Raw genomic sequence first — 16,661 nt, 5'->3', positions numbered from 1 at the left:
GTATCTGTTACGTTTAAATTGTATTTTTCGACAAAGTCAACTATACTAAGGGATTTGCTGAAAGTACAAAAAACCGGCAGGCGCCGGCTTTTTTGCAAATCATTTACGATATTAGCTCTTTTGAGCATTCATTGCTTCCCATTCTTCTTTGCTAGGACCATATACGCCAGGAACCTTCAAGTCAGCTTGTCTCATAAGGACAGTCAATTGTCCGCGATGATGAGCCTGATGTTGAATTAGCAGACGGAAAACAGCTTGAACTGGCATGTCCATTCCAAATAAATTCACCATTTTGTTCATATTTTCATCTGAAACCTGTTCAGGAAATGCTTGTGTTAACCGCTGACTTACTGTTTTATAGGTCTCGCTAATTTCAGCGGCTGATTTTGGTGCTTCTTTTTGAAGATCAGGAATCTCGAATTTTAATCCTACCTGTGAAGGAAAGTAGTAAACTGCTCCAGTAATGTGCCAAGCCAGGCTTCCAATGCTGTATAATCCTGGTGAAACTTCCTGATTCAACGATTCATCTGTCAGTGCGTCCAGTACTTTTTGGGTAACAGCTGCTTCTTGTTTCCATTCGTTTAAGAAATCATTTACTGATGTAAACATTCCATTCCCTCCTTGAATTGGCAAAACTTTCATCTTTAAACAAGTTTTTCATATTCATTGTATCATGTTCAGCTAACTATTCGCTTCTCTCAAAGGCTTATTAATCAAAGAATATTTTACAATTCAATCATCTGGCCCATAAAAAAAAGAGCGCAGCTCTTATTCAGTGAATGCACCCGATTATGGAAGATCAATTCCTCCTTACTCATTATTATATTTTTGATTGATATATAAGTCTCAAAATTTAATAATTAATGTAGTTTTTTCCAACCTTTTTATTTATTAGTTTTTAAAAGCGCTAAACTTACAATTTATAATATTTTACCTCACCCCAAATTATTGGTACTTTTTTCAAAGTCGTGAAATATACTGATTTTAAAAATGAATGAATTGTTCATTCAAAAAGGGAGAGCAAAAAAATGGCGAATAATACTACAAAAAAAGACTGGGATTTACAGGACAAATATGTATTGATTACAGGTGCCACAAGCGGAATTGGCCTTGCAGCGGCACAGGCAATGGCATCACGCGGTGCCAATCTAGGGATTATTGCTCGAAATCACCGCAAAGCTGAAGAAATTTCAAACCTATTAAAGTCACAAACAAGCAAACCAATTAATGTAGATGTATTTATTGCTGATCTATCCTCCCAAAAGTCCATCCGCCTAGTTGCAGCGGAAATTCTTGAACGGTGTCCAAGAATTGATATTTTAGTGAATAATGCAGGCGCTTTATTCGATACCTTTCAGAAAACAGAAGAAGGAGTGGAAATGACCTGGGCTGTGAACCACTTAGCCCCTTTTCTGCTCACCTCCCTACTTTTAGAACGACTTAAGGAAAGTGATTCCGCCCGGGTGATTAATACGGCTTCTCATGGCCATAAGATGGCAAAAGACGGCTTTGACTTTACCGATGTAAATGGGGAGGTTCTTTATAGAGGTTATAAAAAAATAATGGGGGGACCGACCCTACGCTACGCGCAGACAAAGCTCGCCAATATCTTATTTACATCTGAATTGGCGGGTCATCTAGAAGGGACAAATGTCACCGTTCATTGTTTCGATCCCGGACTTGTGGCAACAAATTTTAATCAAAATAATGGAATGATGGCCAAGGCAACTATGGCTGTAATGAATCTTTTTTCCCGTACCCCAGAAAAGGGGGCAGATACATTAGTTTGGCTTGCAGAAACAAACGATATCTCAAATCTTAACGGCAAATATTGTGTTGACCGACAACAGAAGGAACCTGCAGAAGTGGCAACTGACAAAGAATTAGCTAGGAAACTATGGAACATTAGTGAAGAACAAGTTAAGTTATCGATGAATGGATAAATATATTTGGAAAAAAGAAAAGAGTGAAGAAGATGCCTCCATTAAATGAGCAGCAACTAGACCAGAACCGTGAAGAACGAAGGGAACAAATAAAAAAAGCGGCTCTAAAAGTATTTGCCAAACGCGGAATTATTGGCACGAAAATAAGCATGATCGCCAAGGAGGCAGGCATCAGTCAGGGGCTTACCTATCGATATTACCATTCAAAGGATGAACTTTTTATTGACCTTGTTAAGGATGCAATGGAAGAAACCGCCGAGGCCTTTGCATCATTGGAGAATATGTCGGGCTCTCCAGTAGAAAAAATCAAAGATTTAACCAAGAAAATGCTCGATACAAGCAATAAACATTCGTTTATGCTCATACAACAAGTACAAACCTCTGATGAAGTCCCAAACAAGGCAAAGGAAATTGTTCGGCAATACCCGATTCCCTCTTTCATTGAGCAGCTGATTCCCGTTTTTAAAAAGGGGCAAGCAATGGGAGAATTTTGTACGGGCGACCCTGCTAAGCTTTTGATGCTCTACTTCTCGGTCCTTTCCGGTTTGATGTTACTCCCGAATAAGGATGAGGAGGGTCATCAAGTCCTGGATGTAGATATTTTAATGAAACTTATAAGAGAATAGCTCCTCTTACGATTATTTCTATTAAGATGAATTTATCTCCAATCGAATGTTTTGCACGTAAAAAAGGCCCGACTACTGGATTAGAGCAATCGGGCCTTTTTTGTATTTCAGGGATTGGCCGGTGGGACAGTCCCCTAAACATACAAATTATTCTTTTGTTGCAGCTTCAACAGTTGTATCTTCAGCAACTACATCGTCTGTGGTTTCTTCAACTGTTACAACTGTTTCCGTATCTTCCACAGTTACAGCTTGTACAGCTGAATTGGCAGCAGCGACAGCTTTTGCTTGCGCGCTTGCTTTTACGCTAGCCTGTGCTTTTTCTTTGTTTGATAGGGATGGGTTTACTTTTTCTGTATCAACTGTTTCTTCTTCAGTTACTTCTGCAGTTTCATCAGTAACGACTTCTGTTTCAACTTTAACTGCTTCTTCAGCTCCTGCCTCAACAGTAACATCTTCTGCAACAACCGCATTAGCTTCTTCCGTGGCATCAGTTGTTTCTTCAGTAGCTTCATCAGTTACAACGGCTGCATCCTCTTCAACTGCATCTTCAGTAGTTTTATCTGCTACAACCTCGGTATTGTCCTCTACTGTAACTTCAGTTGTTTCTTCAGCTTTTTCTTCAGTTGCTGCTTCTTCGGAAACTTCCCCAGAAGCATGGACAGCTGCGTTTGCATTCGCGTGAGCTTTAGCGGTATCACTTGCATGTTCGTATGCTTGTGAGTTTATTTTATTGGCAGCTGAAGGATTGACCTTAGGTTCTTTATTTGTGTCTGTGTCTGTGTCTATGTCTTCGTCATCTGAATCTGCATCTTCTTCATTCTTCGAAGTTACGATACCTTCGTGATTATAATCGACCTTCTTTGAATCAGAATCTTGGTCGGCATTTTCGGTATCCTCTGCAGCGTCTTCAGAAGCAATATCTGTTGCTTGTACATCTTCCTTAACGGCCGCTTCATCTTCAGCTGTTACAGGCTCTTCTGCTTCCACTTCGGATTCCGTACCTTGCTCTACTACTGGCTCTTGTACCGGAGCTTCCTCGATTACCGGCTCTTCTGCAACGGGTTCTTGTACCGGAGCTTCCTCGATAACTGGCTCTTCTGCAGCAGGTTCTTGTACTGTAGGTTCTTGTACTGTAGTTTCTTCCACTTTTCCAATCTTGCCGAGAACTGCAGAGTTCGGATTAGCATGCATTTTTGCCGTTTCACTGGCATGCACACTCGCTTGAGATTTGGCTGCTTGTTGTGCCTTCGGCTGTTCCTTCACAACTGGAGTAGTTGGTGTTACAGGAACTGCAGGTTTTGACACGTTAACCTTCACTTTTTGTTCAGCCTTTACTTGAACGGTGTGTTGTGGTTTTGCCTTATCAGGTCCTGCCGCCTCGGTAAAATGTGCTCCCGCGAAAACTCCAAACGATACTGCTCCTGCTAATACAAAAGATTTCATCACTTTATTTGTGTTTAAATAATGTTTCATTATCCTATTCGCTCCTTTAATTTTCGTATGCCGTGGCATTTAGCTGCGGTTAACGGTTTTAAAAAAAGGAGCGGCTTGCGGCGGTGGTGAAGGCGGGGCATTCACCCATTGGGTATTCAGTAATGCATCGCGAGTAAGGAACGGCTGGACAAGTCTCATTTCAAAGTACTTATTCCATTCAAACCACTTATCTACCAAACTAATGGTTCCTATTCCCGTGATAACCCGATCATTTGATGAGCCGCCGGAATTAGTTGAACGCTGTGTTGGGTTACTTGCCTGATCGACTGGAGGCAGCTCTTCCCTACTTGAAGGAGCCTTGTCCTTTTCTACAGGAGCGGGCGACGGTGGTTCAATACTCACCGCAGGATTACTATTTGATATGTTGGGTTCTTCCTCTTGAGGCTGAAGTCGAGAAACCAAATACGGTGATTCGATTTTATCTTTTGCCTCATAATCAGGGGGATTTTCAGTCATATCATATGTAAGTAGTTGTTCCGTTTTAAACCCGCTGTCTTTTTCCTGAGCAGCTGCCTTTTTCTCCTGGCCTGGAGTATTTACGGTTTTGCCAGCATTTTTTGTGTCTGACAAACCATACCCATTTCCTTTGGCCTGCACCGGCAAAGCTTTTGCCGTTTCATTAGCAGGTTGAGGGGAAGCGACCGGTTTAGGAGCAGCTTTGGAAGGAAGTGATTTAGCTTCCTTGCTGTTTTGTTTAGCTTGTTCAGGTACTTGCACCGTTTTTTCTATTGGTTTAGCTCTTTCAGCAATTGAAGGAACGTTAGCTTGTGCAGCTGAGTTCTTCGATGTTTCAGAAGTTTGTACCATTTCTTTATTGGACTGTAACGGTCCATTTTGTTCACCCTTCTCAGCGAAAGCATTTCCTGGCAAGAATAGAGCTGCCCCCATCATAAGAGCTGGTATTAGAAAATGGCGGAAGTGCATTGTCTCACCCCCTTTCCTCTTAACGACATTTTCATAGAAAGCATTCGATATATTTAAACACTTTTTGACCATTTTTTCGCCCATTTGCAAGAAACGATTCTTTTCTCCCACAAGAATGATTCGAAAGAAGCAGGGGACAGTTCTGTGCTTCGTTTGTTAATAGGTTTCTGGTACCTATACTGTTGGGGTGCTAGGGAAAATGCTAATAGGACTACACCATCACTGGAAGGAAAAATCCAGTTTATACGGACCCAATCCCTCTGAAAGGACATTCTACCTACCGTATAAATAATTTTGATAAGAAATAAGGGGTGTTACTTTTGAAATATTTAGGAATGACTATTCCCTTTAGAGGATATTTTTAAAAAACGAAGTACAAAAAAACAAGAATTTTGTCGAATAATATAAGAGTTAAGCAAAAAGTCCGATTACACTAAGCAAGACAAGGAGCTAATCCCCCCTAAAAGAAGTAAAAAGGAAACTTTCTTAAGAACCAATACGATTTTTCTATCGGCCTGCATTTACTTACATATGTCTATATAATCAAAAATCTAAATTTTTTATATTTTCCGAGGTGCAAATATGTCATTAAATCTTAAAAGGAAAGTGGTAGACAAGAAAAAAAAGAAGGAAATACTTGTTCGTAGATTAGATTTGCTGTTGCAACAAAACAGAAAATTGAAGACTTATGGAAAAGAATCTTAAATTCTAGTTATCTTGGGGTTTATTGGAGATGAATTTTACTTTCAATCTTTCATAGATTGAAACTCCTGCAACACCCTATTATGCAGTGATTCTTGGGAGCTGATCCTTATAAAAGGTTAGCACCCAATATATATTGCATAATCATATTCGAACTGTTCGTTAACACAACCTTTTTAAAAGTTCCTCTTTCCCCTTTCCTTTTTATTTATCATCTTCTACAGTCCTGCCTAGACACACCAAGTTTATCTGTTAACTGCTCCTGTGATAATCCTGCTCTCATAATGAAATTAGCAAAGGGACCGCTCCCTTTAATGAAGTCTTTACATTCTTTTAACACTAGGTTTAGAAAGAATACTTATTTTCCTAATATATTATAAGGAAGCTAGTTTAGGGGGGATTTGATGAAGATAACCGTTGCTGGAGCAGGATATGTGGGATTGGTTACTAGTGCGGGTTTGGCTGAATTAGGGCATCAAGTCACATGCATAGACATTCAAAAAGAGAAAATTGACTTGCTTCAAAACAATCGTTTGCAAATCTACGAGCCAGGGCTTCGTCATCTCTTGGCAAAAAATCTTCAAAACGGAAAACTGGTCTTTACAGTTGACCCTCATCTTGCCTATTCAAATACAGAAATCATTTTTATTGCCGTTGGGACGCCTGAGAAATCCGGAGGTTCAGTAGAACTAAAATATATCCATGAGGTTGCCCAACAAATAGCTCACTTTATTGAAAATGACGTCATTATTTGCACAAAAAGCACTGTGCCAGTTGGAACAAACAACTTAATTAAACAAATTATCGAAAATCAAAAGGCCCCGACGCTTCGGGCCGAAGTGGTCGCAAATCCTGAATTTCTCCGGGAAGGCTCAGCAGTTCATGATTTTTTCCATGGCGACCGTATTGTGATTGGTACCGATAATCTTGAGGCAGCTTCGATTTTGAAAAAAGTTTACCAGTCCTTAGACATCCCCGTCATAATAACAGATATTAGAAGCGCAGAAATGATAAAGTATGCATCCAACGCCTTTTTGGCAACGAAAATTAGCTTTATCAACGAGATCGCTAACATTTGCCAAAAAGTAGGGGCTGATATTGAAGAAGTGGCTTTTGGAATTGGTCATGATAAACGGATTGGTCCAGACTTTCTTAAAGCAGGCATTGGTTATGGGGGTTCTTGTTTCCCGAAAGATACAAAAGCACTTTTAGGAATTGCCAGTGGTGTTGAACATCATTTCGATTTACTAGCGGCTGTCATTAACGTAAATAACTTTCAACAATCATTGCCTGTTTTGATGGCAAAAGAAGCCATAGGCTCGTTACAAGGTAAAAAAGTAGCTTTGCTTGGATTAGCATTCAAGCCTGAGACTGATGATATTCGTGGTTCAGCTTCCCTTAGGATTGTAAACGAACTACTTACAGAAGGGGCCATTGTCAGAGCTTATGATCCGGCAGCTATCCCAAATGCACAGCGCGTTTTAGGCGATACGATTGAATACGCATATGATCTTAGATTTGCTCTTCACGAAGCCGAATTGGCGATTATTGCAACTGATTGGGCACAAATCAAAAATGCCCCACTTGAAGTATATCCATCCTTTATGAAAGACCCGATCATAATCGACGGGCGAAATTGCTATTCACTTAAGGAAATTCAAAAGCATTCGCTTACTTATCTATCAATAGGAAGGCGCTGTATTTTTAAAGATAGTCTGATAGATGATAAAAAAATACTGCATTTTAAGGAGGAGGGATCATATGAAGATTGCCATTTTCACTGATACATTTTATCCCGACATCAATGGAGTTGCCCAAACCCTTAAACGATTGACAAATTATTTAGCTGAGCAAAAAATTACCTTTAAAGTCTTTGCCCCAACTTCCACGGTAGAAGAAGATCAATCCTGCCCTATTCATCGATTTAAGAGCCTGCCCTTTTTCTTATATCCAGAATGTCGCTTAGCTGTACCAAATCTTTTCGAAATCAAGTCAACAATCCAGGATTTTTCCCCTGATTTAATCCATGTTGCCACTCCCTTTTCCATTGGACTTTGCGGTGTTTATCTTGCAAAGAAATTAAACATTCCTCTTGTTGGCTCCTATCACACCAATTTCGATCGTTACTTACAGTACTACGGTATGCCCTATCTTTCAAAAATCACTTGGAAATATATGCATTGGTTCCATCGACCATGTGAAAAATTGTTTGTTCCCTCCATTGATACGTACCAGCAACTAAAACAGCAAGGGTTTACCAATTTAGAGATTTTTCCTAGAGGCGTAGACTGTAAGCTTTTCCACCCTCATTATGATACCGCTGAGGTCAAAAGTCTCTACAAGTCTGAAGGAAAGTTCCTGCTTACTTACGTTGGCAGGCTAGCGCCAGAAAAGGATCTGGAAACACTTCTTGCGGTCGCAAAATCTATTCCCGCGGAATTAAATGAAAAAATACAGTGGTTAATTGTTGGGGATGGCCCATTACGTGAAAAACTCGAAGCTCAAGCACCAAATAACGTAATCTTTACAGGATACCTAAATGGGGAAAATTTGGCCCAAGCCTATTCTGCATCTGACCTATTTGTTTTCCCCTCTTCGACTGAAACATTCGGAAATGTTGTTCTTGAAGCACTTGCTAGTGGCATTCCCGTCATCGGAGCGAATTCGGGTGGCGTAAAGAATATCATTAAATCTGGTGAAATCGGAATTTTATGCCCCCCGGGTAATGTGGAGGAATTTACAAAAGCCATTATTCACCTAATAGATAATATTCCACTTAGAAAGCAAATGGGGATAGCCTGTAGAAATTATGCCCTAACACAAAGTTGGAACAGAATTTTTGAAGATCTAATTTGGCAATACACAAAGGTTATAGATGAACAGAACGAACGGAAATATGCTTAAGATAAGACAGAAGGATAATGTGTAATAAAAAGGTACACGGGGACGGTTCAAGACCACTGAAAAATGATTCTAAGAAGCTGGAGCGCGACTTTTCATGGGCTCACGGGCAAAATAGCTGGCTTATTTTTACCGATGCGCTTCTTTTCTTGGGTTCACGGGCAAAATAGCTGGCTTATTTTTACCGGTCCGCTTGTTTTCTTGGGTTCACGGGCAAAATAGCTGGCTTATTTTTACCGGTGCGCTCCTTTTCTTGGGCTTACGGGCAAAATAACTGGCTTATTTTTACCGGTCCGCTTCTTTTCTTGGGCTCACGGGCACAATAACTGGCTTATTTTTTACCGGTCCACTTCTTTTCTTGGGCTCACGGGCAAAATAACTGGCTTATTTTTACCAGTCAGCTTCTTTTCTTGAGCTCACGGGCAAAATAGCTGGCTTATTTTTACCGGTGTTCTTCTTTTCTTGAGCTCACGGGCAAAATAGCTGGCTTATTTTTACCGGTGCCCTTCTTTTCTTGGGCTCGCGGGCAAAATAGCTGGCTTATTTTTACCGGTCCGCTTCTTTTCTTGAGCTCACGGGCAAAATAGCTGGCTTATTTTTACCGGTGCCCTTCTTTTCTTGGGCTCGCGGGCAAAATAGCTGGCTTATTTTTACCGGTGCGATACATCTTTTGCGTTCATGGGCAAAATAGATAGCTTATTAAAGACATTTTTGCCTTCACCCAAGGCAGTTTGTCTTTAAGAAGGCAAGGTAAGGTGTGTTTTCAGCGGTCTCGGACGGTTCTCATTCACCAATTTATGTCTTTCGACAAAAATGAGGCATGAGAACCGTCCCCATGCCTCCCCATGCCTCAAAACCCATTTTCCACTAACCATTTCATTATGCTTTCTTCTCTTTTCTTAATATTGTCATGCTGTGCATTGTATTTACTCATTTTCTTCTGTGCAACAATTGTTCCATCTACCATAAACAGTATTCTTTCGGTTTTTGCTGCCACCTTTACATCATGAGTTACGAGCATTACGGTTGTCCCTTTTTTATTAATCTCTGCAAGAATGGTCATAATCTCTTCTGTAGATTTGGAATCTAATGCTCCGGTCGGTTCGTCTCCAAATATGATATCCGGATTATTTATCAATGCTCTGCAGATGCCAACTCTCTGCAGCTGTCCACCAGAGCCTTGGGTGATAGTATGATCGGCAACCTTTTCAATTCCTGTCATTTCCATTAGCTTTTTTGCCTTTTCATAGACCATATTTTTATCCGCATCTTTTGAGACAAGTGCAGGAAACATCACATTGTCAATCAATGATAAATTTTTTAATAGATTAATATCCTGAAAGATAAATCCCATATTTTTCAAACGGAGCTGGGCCAGTTCTTCTTCTTTCATGCTGCTGATTTCACTGCCTTTAAATTTCACACTGCCGGAAGAAATTCGATCCATTCCGCTTACATTGTACAGCAGTGTGGATTTCCCGCTTCCGGACGGTCCCATGACCGATACGAATTCACCTTCTTCTATATCCAGGTTGACATCCCTCAAGATATGAAGCTCATTCTCATTTCCTAATGCTACTTTTTTGTATACACTTCTTGCTTCTATTATATTAGTCATATTATATTTCTCCTTAACTTCTTAATACGACAGATAAATCATCTTTTTCGGCTACCTTACAGCACTCAAATATCGTCAATCCAACGGCTATCATCAACGCTAGCGGACAAAGCAGCCAGGTCTGCCATATAATATCGACAAATTCAATTTTGGCCGCTCCCATATAAGACATGGCCGTACTTACAAGAAACTCCCCTAAATAATTCGAAACCAGAACGCCAAGTATAATTCCCACTACCAGGACCATCATCGTTCCTGCCATATATTGATGACTAATTTGCTTGGACGTTAATCCCACACTTCGCATGATGGCGATCTGAGACATATCCTTTGATAATAGCATTCGCAGGAATAATGAAGTGATCAATACAGCTATGATGAGGGCGATTGCGATTCCGCCTATCACCACCGTGCTCATCTGTTCAATGAGATTTCCAAGAGTCTGATAGGTATACTCCTTAATATCATTTACCTGCGCAGAATCGTACGTACTCTGGTAGTAGTCCATTTTCATGCGTTTATCAACGCCCGGAGCCATATCCATGCTCACAATGTACCAAAGAATGGCCTCTTTATTTACCCCAAGACTCGTATGCGCCTTTGCTGTTTTTCCCCCATTTGTAATATCCTGATAAATACCCGTGACTGATAAAGTCTGTTCTTCCCCGCCAACCCTGACTGTTACTTCCTCTCCTACTTTCTTGTTTAATCCATCTTTTCCAGCATTGGCAAAGGAAAGCGAGATTTCTCCTTCCCTCTCAGGTGCTCTGCCTTCCAAATATTTTAATGGAAATACGGAAAAATCTCCGGTTTCAATATTAAGATAGTTCCAAGAACCTTCCGCATTTTGAACTGGGTAGGAACTTGTGATGTAGGTTGCAAACTTTTCAACATCATTATCATTTTTCAACTCTTCCTGCAGTTTTTTAAAATCTTCTGTAATACGATCGGTCCTTCGAAGATCGATTCTCATGTCGGATTTTCCTATTCCCATATATGTGGAAAACTCAGGGGAGTTCATAGTGTTAAAAATGTTTAAGGGGAGTATGACAATAAACGTACATACGATAAAAATAACAAACAGCAGTCTGTATAATTTGTATCGTTTCCCTACATCCCTAAGTCCGATGTAAATATTGGTGCTGATGAATTTGTTCTTAAGCAGCGAAAAACTGTATTTTCGGCTCTTTCCAGGCTCCGTAAAATCTCTCCTTAAAGCTTCCACCGCAGAAATTTTATCGATTCTTTTCAATATTTTCTGGCAGTACATCACAATCATGAAATAGACAAGTAATGGAGCTATTAGCGATAGTACATATTTTAAGCTTCCTGAAAAATCGGAAGATAAATAAAGCCTCATGTTACTGTTTAACAGATTTACCGCTGCAAAGGACATCAGATAACCAATCAGACCGGCTGCTGCTGAGATGACTCTGTATTTGTTCAGATAGACCTTTTTTATATCTTTTTTGGGTATCCCCATTGCTTTCATAATACCGATTTCTCTAATATCTTCATCAATCGTTGCCAGAAATGTAAGTCTGATACAGAGAGTAGCAATCACAATGAGCAAACTGCTGATAAAAATAATGACAATCGCAACGGCCATATCTGACATGGCATTAAACAACGTAAATATTTTTCCTTCGATGATAGGGCCGTTTGCCGGGAGACCCGCTTCGTTATAGGCAGTCTGAACAGCAGCAGCATCCCCATTTTCATCCAATTTGAATTCAATCAAATATTCCAGTTCCCCAGCCCGCATTTCAAGCATTTCATCATAGTCATTTTGATTGATCACAAAACGTTTAGAAGAAGTAAGGGAAGAGTTCATCTCAAAATCTCTTGCATAATCTGAAATGACAAACTCTCTCTCATACCTTCCGCTTTTCAACTTAATCGTATCACCTATTTTTAGGTCATGTTGCTCCATGAAATAGATGGGAACGGCTACGAAACCCTCCTTTACATCCAGCTTTTCATTATCCAGATCCAAGATAAAATCAAATTTCTGATTCTGTACAACAAAGGAAATATCCTGTATCGTTCCTGCCAACGTTTGATTTTGGCCAAAATGAATATTGCTTCCATCAATATTCTGAAGCACCATCGTCTCCTGCATCGCAATATAGTCACGGTATTGTTCCGTAAATTGGTCAATCTCTGCCTGGTCATATTCTCCGGCATGCATCATCGTAATGTCAGCTGGTACTGCACGCTCCTGAAGAGCTGACATCGACTGAATCAGATTGGCAATGTTATTGATGGCACTAGCTGTCAAAATAACGGACATCGTGATAAATACAAAGACTGTTATTGATACAATTTTGTTTCTTAGGAAATCATTTTTGACTATTTTTAAAAACAAAATTTTTCCTCCTTCCTGCATCCGATAACATTTTTTATCCTTGTCTCTATCCATCTTTGTCAGTTGTTCGGAGGAATCATTTCCATCCAGTTTTTTGATTCATAATATCACTACACGCTGTCTTCTTAGTAGAATTAACGTGGAATTATTTTCCTTCCCGCTAAAGTAATCATACAAAATGATATTAATAAAATTAACCTGCTGGAGCCTAATTACTTACTAAGTCCACAGCCCTATATTAGAAAGATGACTAAGTAAGATTATTAGAAAATAATCAAATCTTTTAAACATAATACAAATTAAAAATGAGGCACGAGAACCGTCCCCATGCTTCCAAAGGGGAGTGAAAAAGAGAAAGTCCAGGTAAAAAGGAATTTTTACGGTTGTTAGTCAAAATGGAATTAAATCCCGCGAAAACGGAATTGATAAATGGATTTTTTGAAACGTATTTAAAATTGAATGAAAGTGAGGAGAAGTGTCTTATGGAAGAAATTAAGCAATTGGATAAAGATGAAGCGGAACAAGTCTTGAAACTGCCTAATTCATGGAGGGAAAAGGGAATTCAGGAGGGAGAACTCGAAGCCCAAAAGAAAATTGCTCTTAACTTATTAAAAGAAGGATTACCAATTGAGTTAATTTCAAGAGCTACAAATTTGGATTATGCTGAGATTGAAGAGTTAAGAGGTCGGCTATAAGTCACAGAGCAGCGGGAGTCAGCCCCCCGCTGTTTTTTCTTATATTTTTAAAAGAAAGCTTTATACAGAATTATTCCATTATGAGCTAGCCCCTTTAGATTGCACCAAAAGATTAGAATGGGTTCGTCGCCAGCATGCCTGCTGTTTTTACATAAATGCGTGGATGCAATTTTAATTGAGCAACGATAAACTCAGCAATGTCTTCCGGCTGCATATATTTTTCATCATTGTTTTCTGCGATTAGGTTTGTTTTTACAGCTAGTTCAGTAGCCACTGTGCTCGGGGTTAAGGCGGTAACGCGGATATTGTTTCTTCTGACTTCCTGTGCCAATGATTCCGTTAAACCAATAACCCCAAATTTGGATGCACTGTACGCACTGGATGTGGCAGCCCCGTTTAATCCATTTGTAGACGAAATATTGATAATGTCACCACGATTTTTTTCTATTAATTGCGGAAGGACCGCACGCGTTACATAATAAGTCCCCATCAAGTTGACATCAATAATTTGCTTCCATTCCTGCGGGTCCATCTCTAAAAGTGTGGCAAATTTTCCAATGCCTGCATTGTTAATCAGAATATCAGCTGTTCCCAGCTCTGCTGTCAATTTTTCCACAGCTTGGTCTACGTCTTCTTGAGATGCAATATCCACTGTCGCGTAAGCTGCTTTCACTCCTAAACCTTCTACTTCACTTACGACCTTCTTCAATTCAGCTTCTGTTCTGGCAAGCAAACCGATGTTTACACCTTCATTCGCTAAAGCCAAGGCTGCGGCTTTGCCAATGCCTCTTCCAGCACCAGTGATGAAAGCTACTTTTCCTGTTAATGATTGTGCCAACTTCAACAACTCCTTCCACATCTCATTATATTATTTTGAGAAAATGATTCTAACAATATGCTCCCAAAACTTATAAATCGTGGATTTAAGAAGGAAGAGTTCATCCGACAAGTGTGAGGTGCCCTCGTTAGTATTTTGATACAAATCTGAATAAATTGTGAATAAGTCTGGAAAAAGCGGAGAACAAGAATTTTATATAGTATACTAGGGTATAGTAAATAGCCGGAGGTGAATCCATACCATGAAGTTGAAACTTATCACAGCGCTATTATTGGCTTCTAGTTTGTTGGCTGCTTGTTCTGGAAATAGCCAGGATCAAGTGGCCGCTGAAAAAGAGAAGCCGAGTAACGTTAAGGAAATGGTTAGCGATTACAGCGCACGGAAATTAAAAGCCGAAAATGCATCCATTACCTCTCAACAACTTATTGTTACGGACAAGTCTGGAAAAGAAACCAGTTATGATTTGCCGAAGGACGATTTTTTCGTGTCGATTGCACCTTATACAAATCAAACTCATCCTTGAACGAATCATAGCTTGACAGGTTGTCAAGGTGAACTAGCAAATGAAAAGTTTGATGTATATATGGAAGACAGTGATGGAAACGTGGTCGTAGACAAAACCGTTACATCACAATCGAACGGATTTATCGATTTTTGGCTCCCACGCGATAAAACCTATCAGATTAAGATTTCACATAATGGAAAAAAGGCAGAATCAAAGATTTCCACATTTGAAAATGACGCCACTTGTATTACTGACATACAGTTATTTTAGAAAAAGGGGTCAGTCCATCGCTCAGCTGAAGCTTTAAAGCGACGGGGGACTGACCCCTAATTTTATTTCTCCCACCAGCTGTTCCAACAATCCCTCTTGATACCCAGCCATTTTCTGGACCTTCATGGCGCTTACTACATCTGCCAGTTCCGATCAGGAGATTGCATACATCTTGGCAAGTATGCTCGAAACATCCTCTTCGAAGACGACTTTTTAAGGGATGAATTTTTTATCGTAAATTATGTTACCTATAGATTTATCCAAGAAAAAAACACTGGTACCTTTGAAGACTTAATACAGGATTCTATCATCATTAAACTGGTCTATTTTTACTGGATTCTAATATTTTTTATAATAGGAATCGCCTTTTACAAAGTAAGCGTCTAGACAATAAATTCAGGATAAGGGGCTGGAATATGATTGAAAACACGATGAAGCTGCCGGACGGAAGACGATTAGGGTATGCAGAATACGGGCAACAAGACGGGTTTCCGATTATTGCAATGCACGGAACACCTGGGGCACGGATTTTGGGAGCCTTTAGTCGGTTGGAACAGATGGGACAGAATCCATCGGCAAAGCCCTTCCGGATTTTTGTGATGGAGAGATCCGGTTATGGTCTTTCTACTCCTCAACCTGGTCGAACCATCGATAACGTTGTGGAGGATACAAAATTTTTTGCTGATCGCATTGGATTGGAGCAGTTCGCTGTTTTTGGCGGATCTGGTGGAGCTCCCTTTGTCCTTTCCTGCTGTCAACGCCTACCTCATCGTGTCACGAAAGCAGCTATATCAGCCGGGGTTGGACCTGTTTACCTTCCTAATTTTTTCGAAAATATTAGCGATGAGGAAAAAGCCTTCCTTAAGGGTGCCATGGGAGACTCTGAAGCCATTGTTACCTTTGCCAAGGATGCCCAAGCAGACCCTGTTGGGTTCATTAAAGAATTGCTGGCCCAGTCGAATGAGCAAATACCGGCAGAGATCCCCGATGCTTTCATCCAAATGATCGTTGAAAGTACGAAAAGTCCATACGGGATGATAGACGATTACCGCTGCTTCGGCCAGCCTTGGAATGTGAGCTTCGAAGATATTCGTACTCCTGTTCAGTTTTGGCACAGCGACGCTGATGAATCCGTGCCGATCTCACATGCAGAGTACCTTGCGGAAAAAATTCCGGGGGCCGCCTTAAGACGATTCCATAACCTTAGTCATATTGAAACGTCCCATGCTGCACTTCCGGAGGTACTGGATTTTCTGGCGGAGTAGATTAATATTTTTTTATAAAACAGGAAATGAGCAGGCCAAAATAAACCTGCTCATTTAAAAAGCTCTTTTTTTTAAATGTGTGTCTTTTACAACTTCCGTTCATCGCGTGACACATGAATTAATCCAAAACGCCAAATCTGATTCCATCACTCAAGTTCAATACAACATTCTCGAATATATAACCGTCAATCAGCCAGTTACCCTTAGTGATATCAGTGATTGTCAACACATATCGATGCCAAATACTAGTCGTGAGGTGAAAAAGTTAAGCGAAAAAAATCTAATTGAAAAGATAAGTGATACACTGGATCGACGAAAACAATACATTCGTCTCTCTAAAGATGGAGAAATCATTTGAACGAAGCCTTTGCATGTGTAGAATCCCGTTTCCAAAACCGAATACAAAATGCTTCGAAAGAAGATTTAGAAGATATCGATCGCGCTCTAGATATTCTTCAGACAAAACTATTTTATTAGTAGAAATGAAATTACAGACGGTTCTTATGGTCCAA

At 40.1% G+C, this 16,661-nt stretch carries 13 protein-coding genes and 1 pseudogene; 8 read left to right on the top strand and 6 right to left on the bottom strand.

Annotated elements, in window-relative coordinates:
* Positions 1-111 precede the first annotated feature (111 nt).
* Positions 112-609 (bottom strand): DinB family protein, encoded by a 498-nt coding sequence (locus QNN06_RS03065; protein WP_284036943.1) that lies wholly within the window; start codon positions 607-609, stop codon positions 112-114.
* Positions 610-1,028: 419 nt separating this feature from the next.
* On the opposite strand from QNN06_RS03065, the gene QNN06_RS03060 reads away from it, so the two are divergent.
* Positions 1,029-1,943: an SDR family NAD(P)-dependent oxidoreductase gene (locus tag QNN06_RS03060; protein WP_284036942.1), complete on the top strand. Its 915-nt coding sequence runs from the start codon at positions 1,029-1,031 to the stop codon at positions 1,941-1,943.
* Positions 1,944-1,975: 32 nt separating this feature from the next.
* Positions 1,976-2,569 (top strand): TetR/AcrR family transcriptional regulator, encoded by a 594-nt coding sequence (locus QNN06_RS03055; protein ID WP_284036941.1) that lies wholly within the window; start codon positions 1,976-1,978, stop codon positions 2,567-2,569.
* A 147-nt stretch (positions 2,570-2,716) separates the two neighbouring features.
* Here QNN06_RS03055 and QNN06_RS03050 read toward each other — a convergent pair whose 3' ends face one another.
* Both QNN06_RS03050 and QNN06_RS03045 read right to left on the bottom strand, forming a co-directional pair.
* The gene (locus QNN06_RS03050; RefSeq protein ID WP_284036940.1) at positions 2,717-4,042 is read right to left on the bottom strand and encodes a hypothetical protein; all 1,326 of its coding nucleotides are present in this window, start codon (positions 4,040-4,042) and stop codon (positions 2,717-2,719) included.
* A gap of 39 nt (positions 4,043-4,081) precedes the next feature.
* Positions 4,082-4,987: a hypothetical protein gene (locus tag QNN06_RS03045; RefSeq protein WP_213118850.1), complete on the bottom strand. Its 906-nt coding sequence runs from the start codon at positions 4,985-4,987 to the stop codon at positions 4,082-4,084.
* 1,106 nt (positions 4,988-6,093) lie between these two features.
* On the opposite strand from QNN06_RS03045, the gene QNN06_RS03040 reads away from it, so the two are divergent.
* Together QNN06_RS03040 and QNN06_RS03035 are read left to right on the top strand one after the other, a co-directional pair.
* Positions 6,094-7,473, top strand: a complete 1,380-nt coding sequence (locus QNN06_RS03040) for a UDP-glucose dehydrogenase family protein (RefSeq protein WP_284036939.1) — start codon at positions 6,094-6,096, stop codon at positions 7,471-7,473.
* Positions 7,451-8,593 (top strand): glycosyltransferase family 4 protein, encoded by a 1,143-nt coding sequence (locus tag QNN06_RS03035; protein ID WP_213118852.1) that lies wholly within the window; start codon positions 7,451-7,453, stop codon positions 8,591-8,593. Before QNN06_RS03040 ends, QNN06_RS03035 begins: the two co-directional genes overlap by 23 nt.
* A gap of 847 nt (positions 8,594-9,440) precedes the next feature.
* On the opposite strand, the gene QNN06_RS03030 is transcribed toward QNN06_RS03035, so the two are convergent.
* Positions 9,441-10,208 carry an ABC transporter ATP-binding protein gene (locus tag QNN06_RS03030; RefSeq protein ID WP_284036938.1) on the bottom strand — a complete coding sequence of 256 codons (768 nt, stop codon included), beginning with the start codon at positions 10,206-10,208 and terminating at the stop codon, positions 9,441-9,443.
* 13 nt (positions 10,209-10,221) lie between these two features.
* On the bottom strand, positions 10,222-12,576 hold the full coding sequence (locus tag QNN06_RS03025; RefSeq protein ID WP_284036937.1) for an ABC transporter permease: 2,355 nt from the start codon (positions 12,574-12,576) through the stop codon (positions 10,222-10,224).
* 482 nt (positions 12,577-13,058) lie between these two features.
* On the opposite strand from QNN06_RS03025, the gene QNN06_RS03020 reads away from it, so the two are divergent.
* Positions 13,059-13,271 carry a hypothetical protein gene (locus QNN06_RS03020; RefSeq protein WP_213118855.1) on the top strand — a complete coding sequence of 71 codons (213 nt, stop codon included), beginning with the start codon at positions 13,059-13,061 and terminating at the stop codon, positions 13,269-13,271.
* Positions 13,272-13,383: 112 nt separating this feature from the next.
* Here QNN06_RS03020 and QNN06_RS03015 read toward each other — a convergent pair whose 3' ends face one another.
* A complete protein-coding gene (locus tag QNN06_RS03015; protein ID WP_213118856.1) occupies positions 13,384-14,109 on the bottom strand; it encodes a 3-ketoacyl-ACP reductase in 726 nt (241 codons plus the stop codon).
* 241 nt (positions 14,110-14,350) lie between these two features.
* Here QNN06_RS03015 and QNN06_RS03010 point away from each other — a divergent pair, with 241 nt between their 5' ends.
* The 3 genes and pseudogenes from QNN06_RS03010 to QNN06_RS03000 all read left to right on the top strand — a co-directional run bounded on the left by QNN06_RS03010 (position 14,351) and on the right by QNN06_RS03000 (position 16,626).
* Entirely contained in the window at positions 14,351-14,884 is a 534-nt protein-coding gene (locus QNN06_RS03010; RefSeq protein WP_284036936.1) for a CueP family metal-binding protein, read from the top strand.
* A 416-nt stretch (positions 14,885-15,300) separates the two neighbouring features.
* Entirely contained in the window at positions 15,301-16,149 is an 849-nt protein-coding gene (locus QNN06_RS03005) for an alpha/beta fold hydrolase (protein WP_213118858.1), read from the top strand.
* Between the two features lie 79 nt (positions 16,150-16,228).
* Positions 16,229-16,626 (top strand): annotated as a pseudogene (locus QNN06_RS03000) (MarR family winged helix-turn-helix transcriptional regulator).
* Positions 16,627-16,661: the final 35 nt, after the last annotated feature.

Source organism: Neobacillus sp. 114, from assembly GCF_030127045.1.
Taxonomy (GTDB): domain Bacteria; phylum Bacillota; class Bacilli; order Bacillales; family Cytobacillaceae; genus Neobacillus; species Neobacillus rhizophilus.
The sequence above is the reverse complement of the archived record's forward strand: the minus strand, read 5'-3'. Positions and strand labels throughout refer to the sequence as shown.

What these genes read in the sequence shown, in the direction of transcription:
- QNN06_RS03065 (WP_284036943.1), bottom strand. Translation starts at nt 609, where the DNA reads ATGTTTACATCAGTAAATGATTTCTTAAACGAATGGAAACAAGAAGCA.
- QNN06_RS03060 (WP_284036942.1), top strand. Translation starts at nt 1,029, where the DNA reads ATGGCGAATAATACTACAAAAAAAGACTGGGATTTACAGGACAAATAT.
- QNN06_RS03055 (WP_284036941.1), top strand. Translation starts at nt 1,976, where the DNA reads ATGCCTCCATTAAATGAGCAGCAACTAGACCAGAACCGTGAAGAACGA.
- QNN06_RS03050 (WP_284036940.1), bottom strand. Translation starts at nt 4,042, where the DNA reads ATGAAACATTATTTAAACACAAATAAAGTGATGAAATCTTTTGTATTA.
- QNN06_RS03045 (WP_213118850.1), bottom strand. Translation starts at nt 4,987, where the DNA reads ATGCACTTCCGCCATTTTCTAATACCAGCTCTTATGATGGGGGCAGCT.
- QNN06_RS03040 (WP_284036939.1), top strand. Translation starts at nt 6,094, where the DNA reads ATGAAGATAACCGTTGCTGGAGCAGGATATGTGGGATTGGTTACTAGT.
- QNN06_RS03035 (WP_213118852.1), top strand. Translation starts at nt 7,451, where the DNA reads ATGAAGATTGCCATTTTCACTGATACATTTTATCCCGACATCAATGGA.
- QNN06_RS03030 (WP_284036938.1), bottom strand. Translation starts at nt 10,208, where the DNA reads ATGACTAATATAATAGAAGCAAGAAGTGTATACAAAAAAGTAGCATTA.
- QNN06_RS03020 (WP_213118855.1), top strand. Translation starts at nt 13,059, where the DNA reads ATGGAAGAAATTAAGCAATTGGATAAAGATGAAGCGGAACAAGTCTTG.
- QNN06_RS03005 (WP_213118858.1), top strand. Translation starts at nt 15,301, where the DNA reads ATGATTGAAAACACGATGAAGCTGCCGGACGGAAGACGATTAGGGTAT.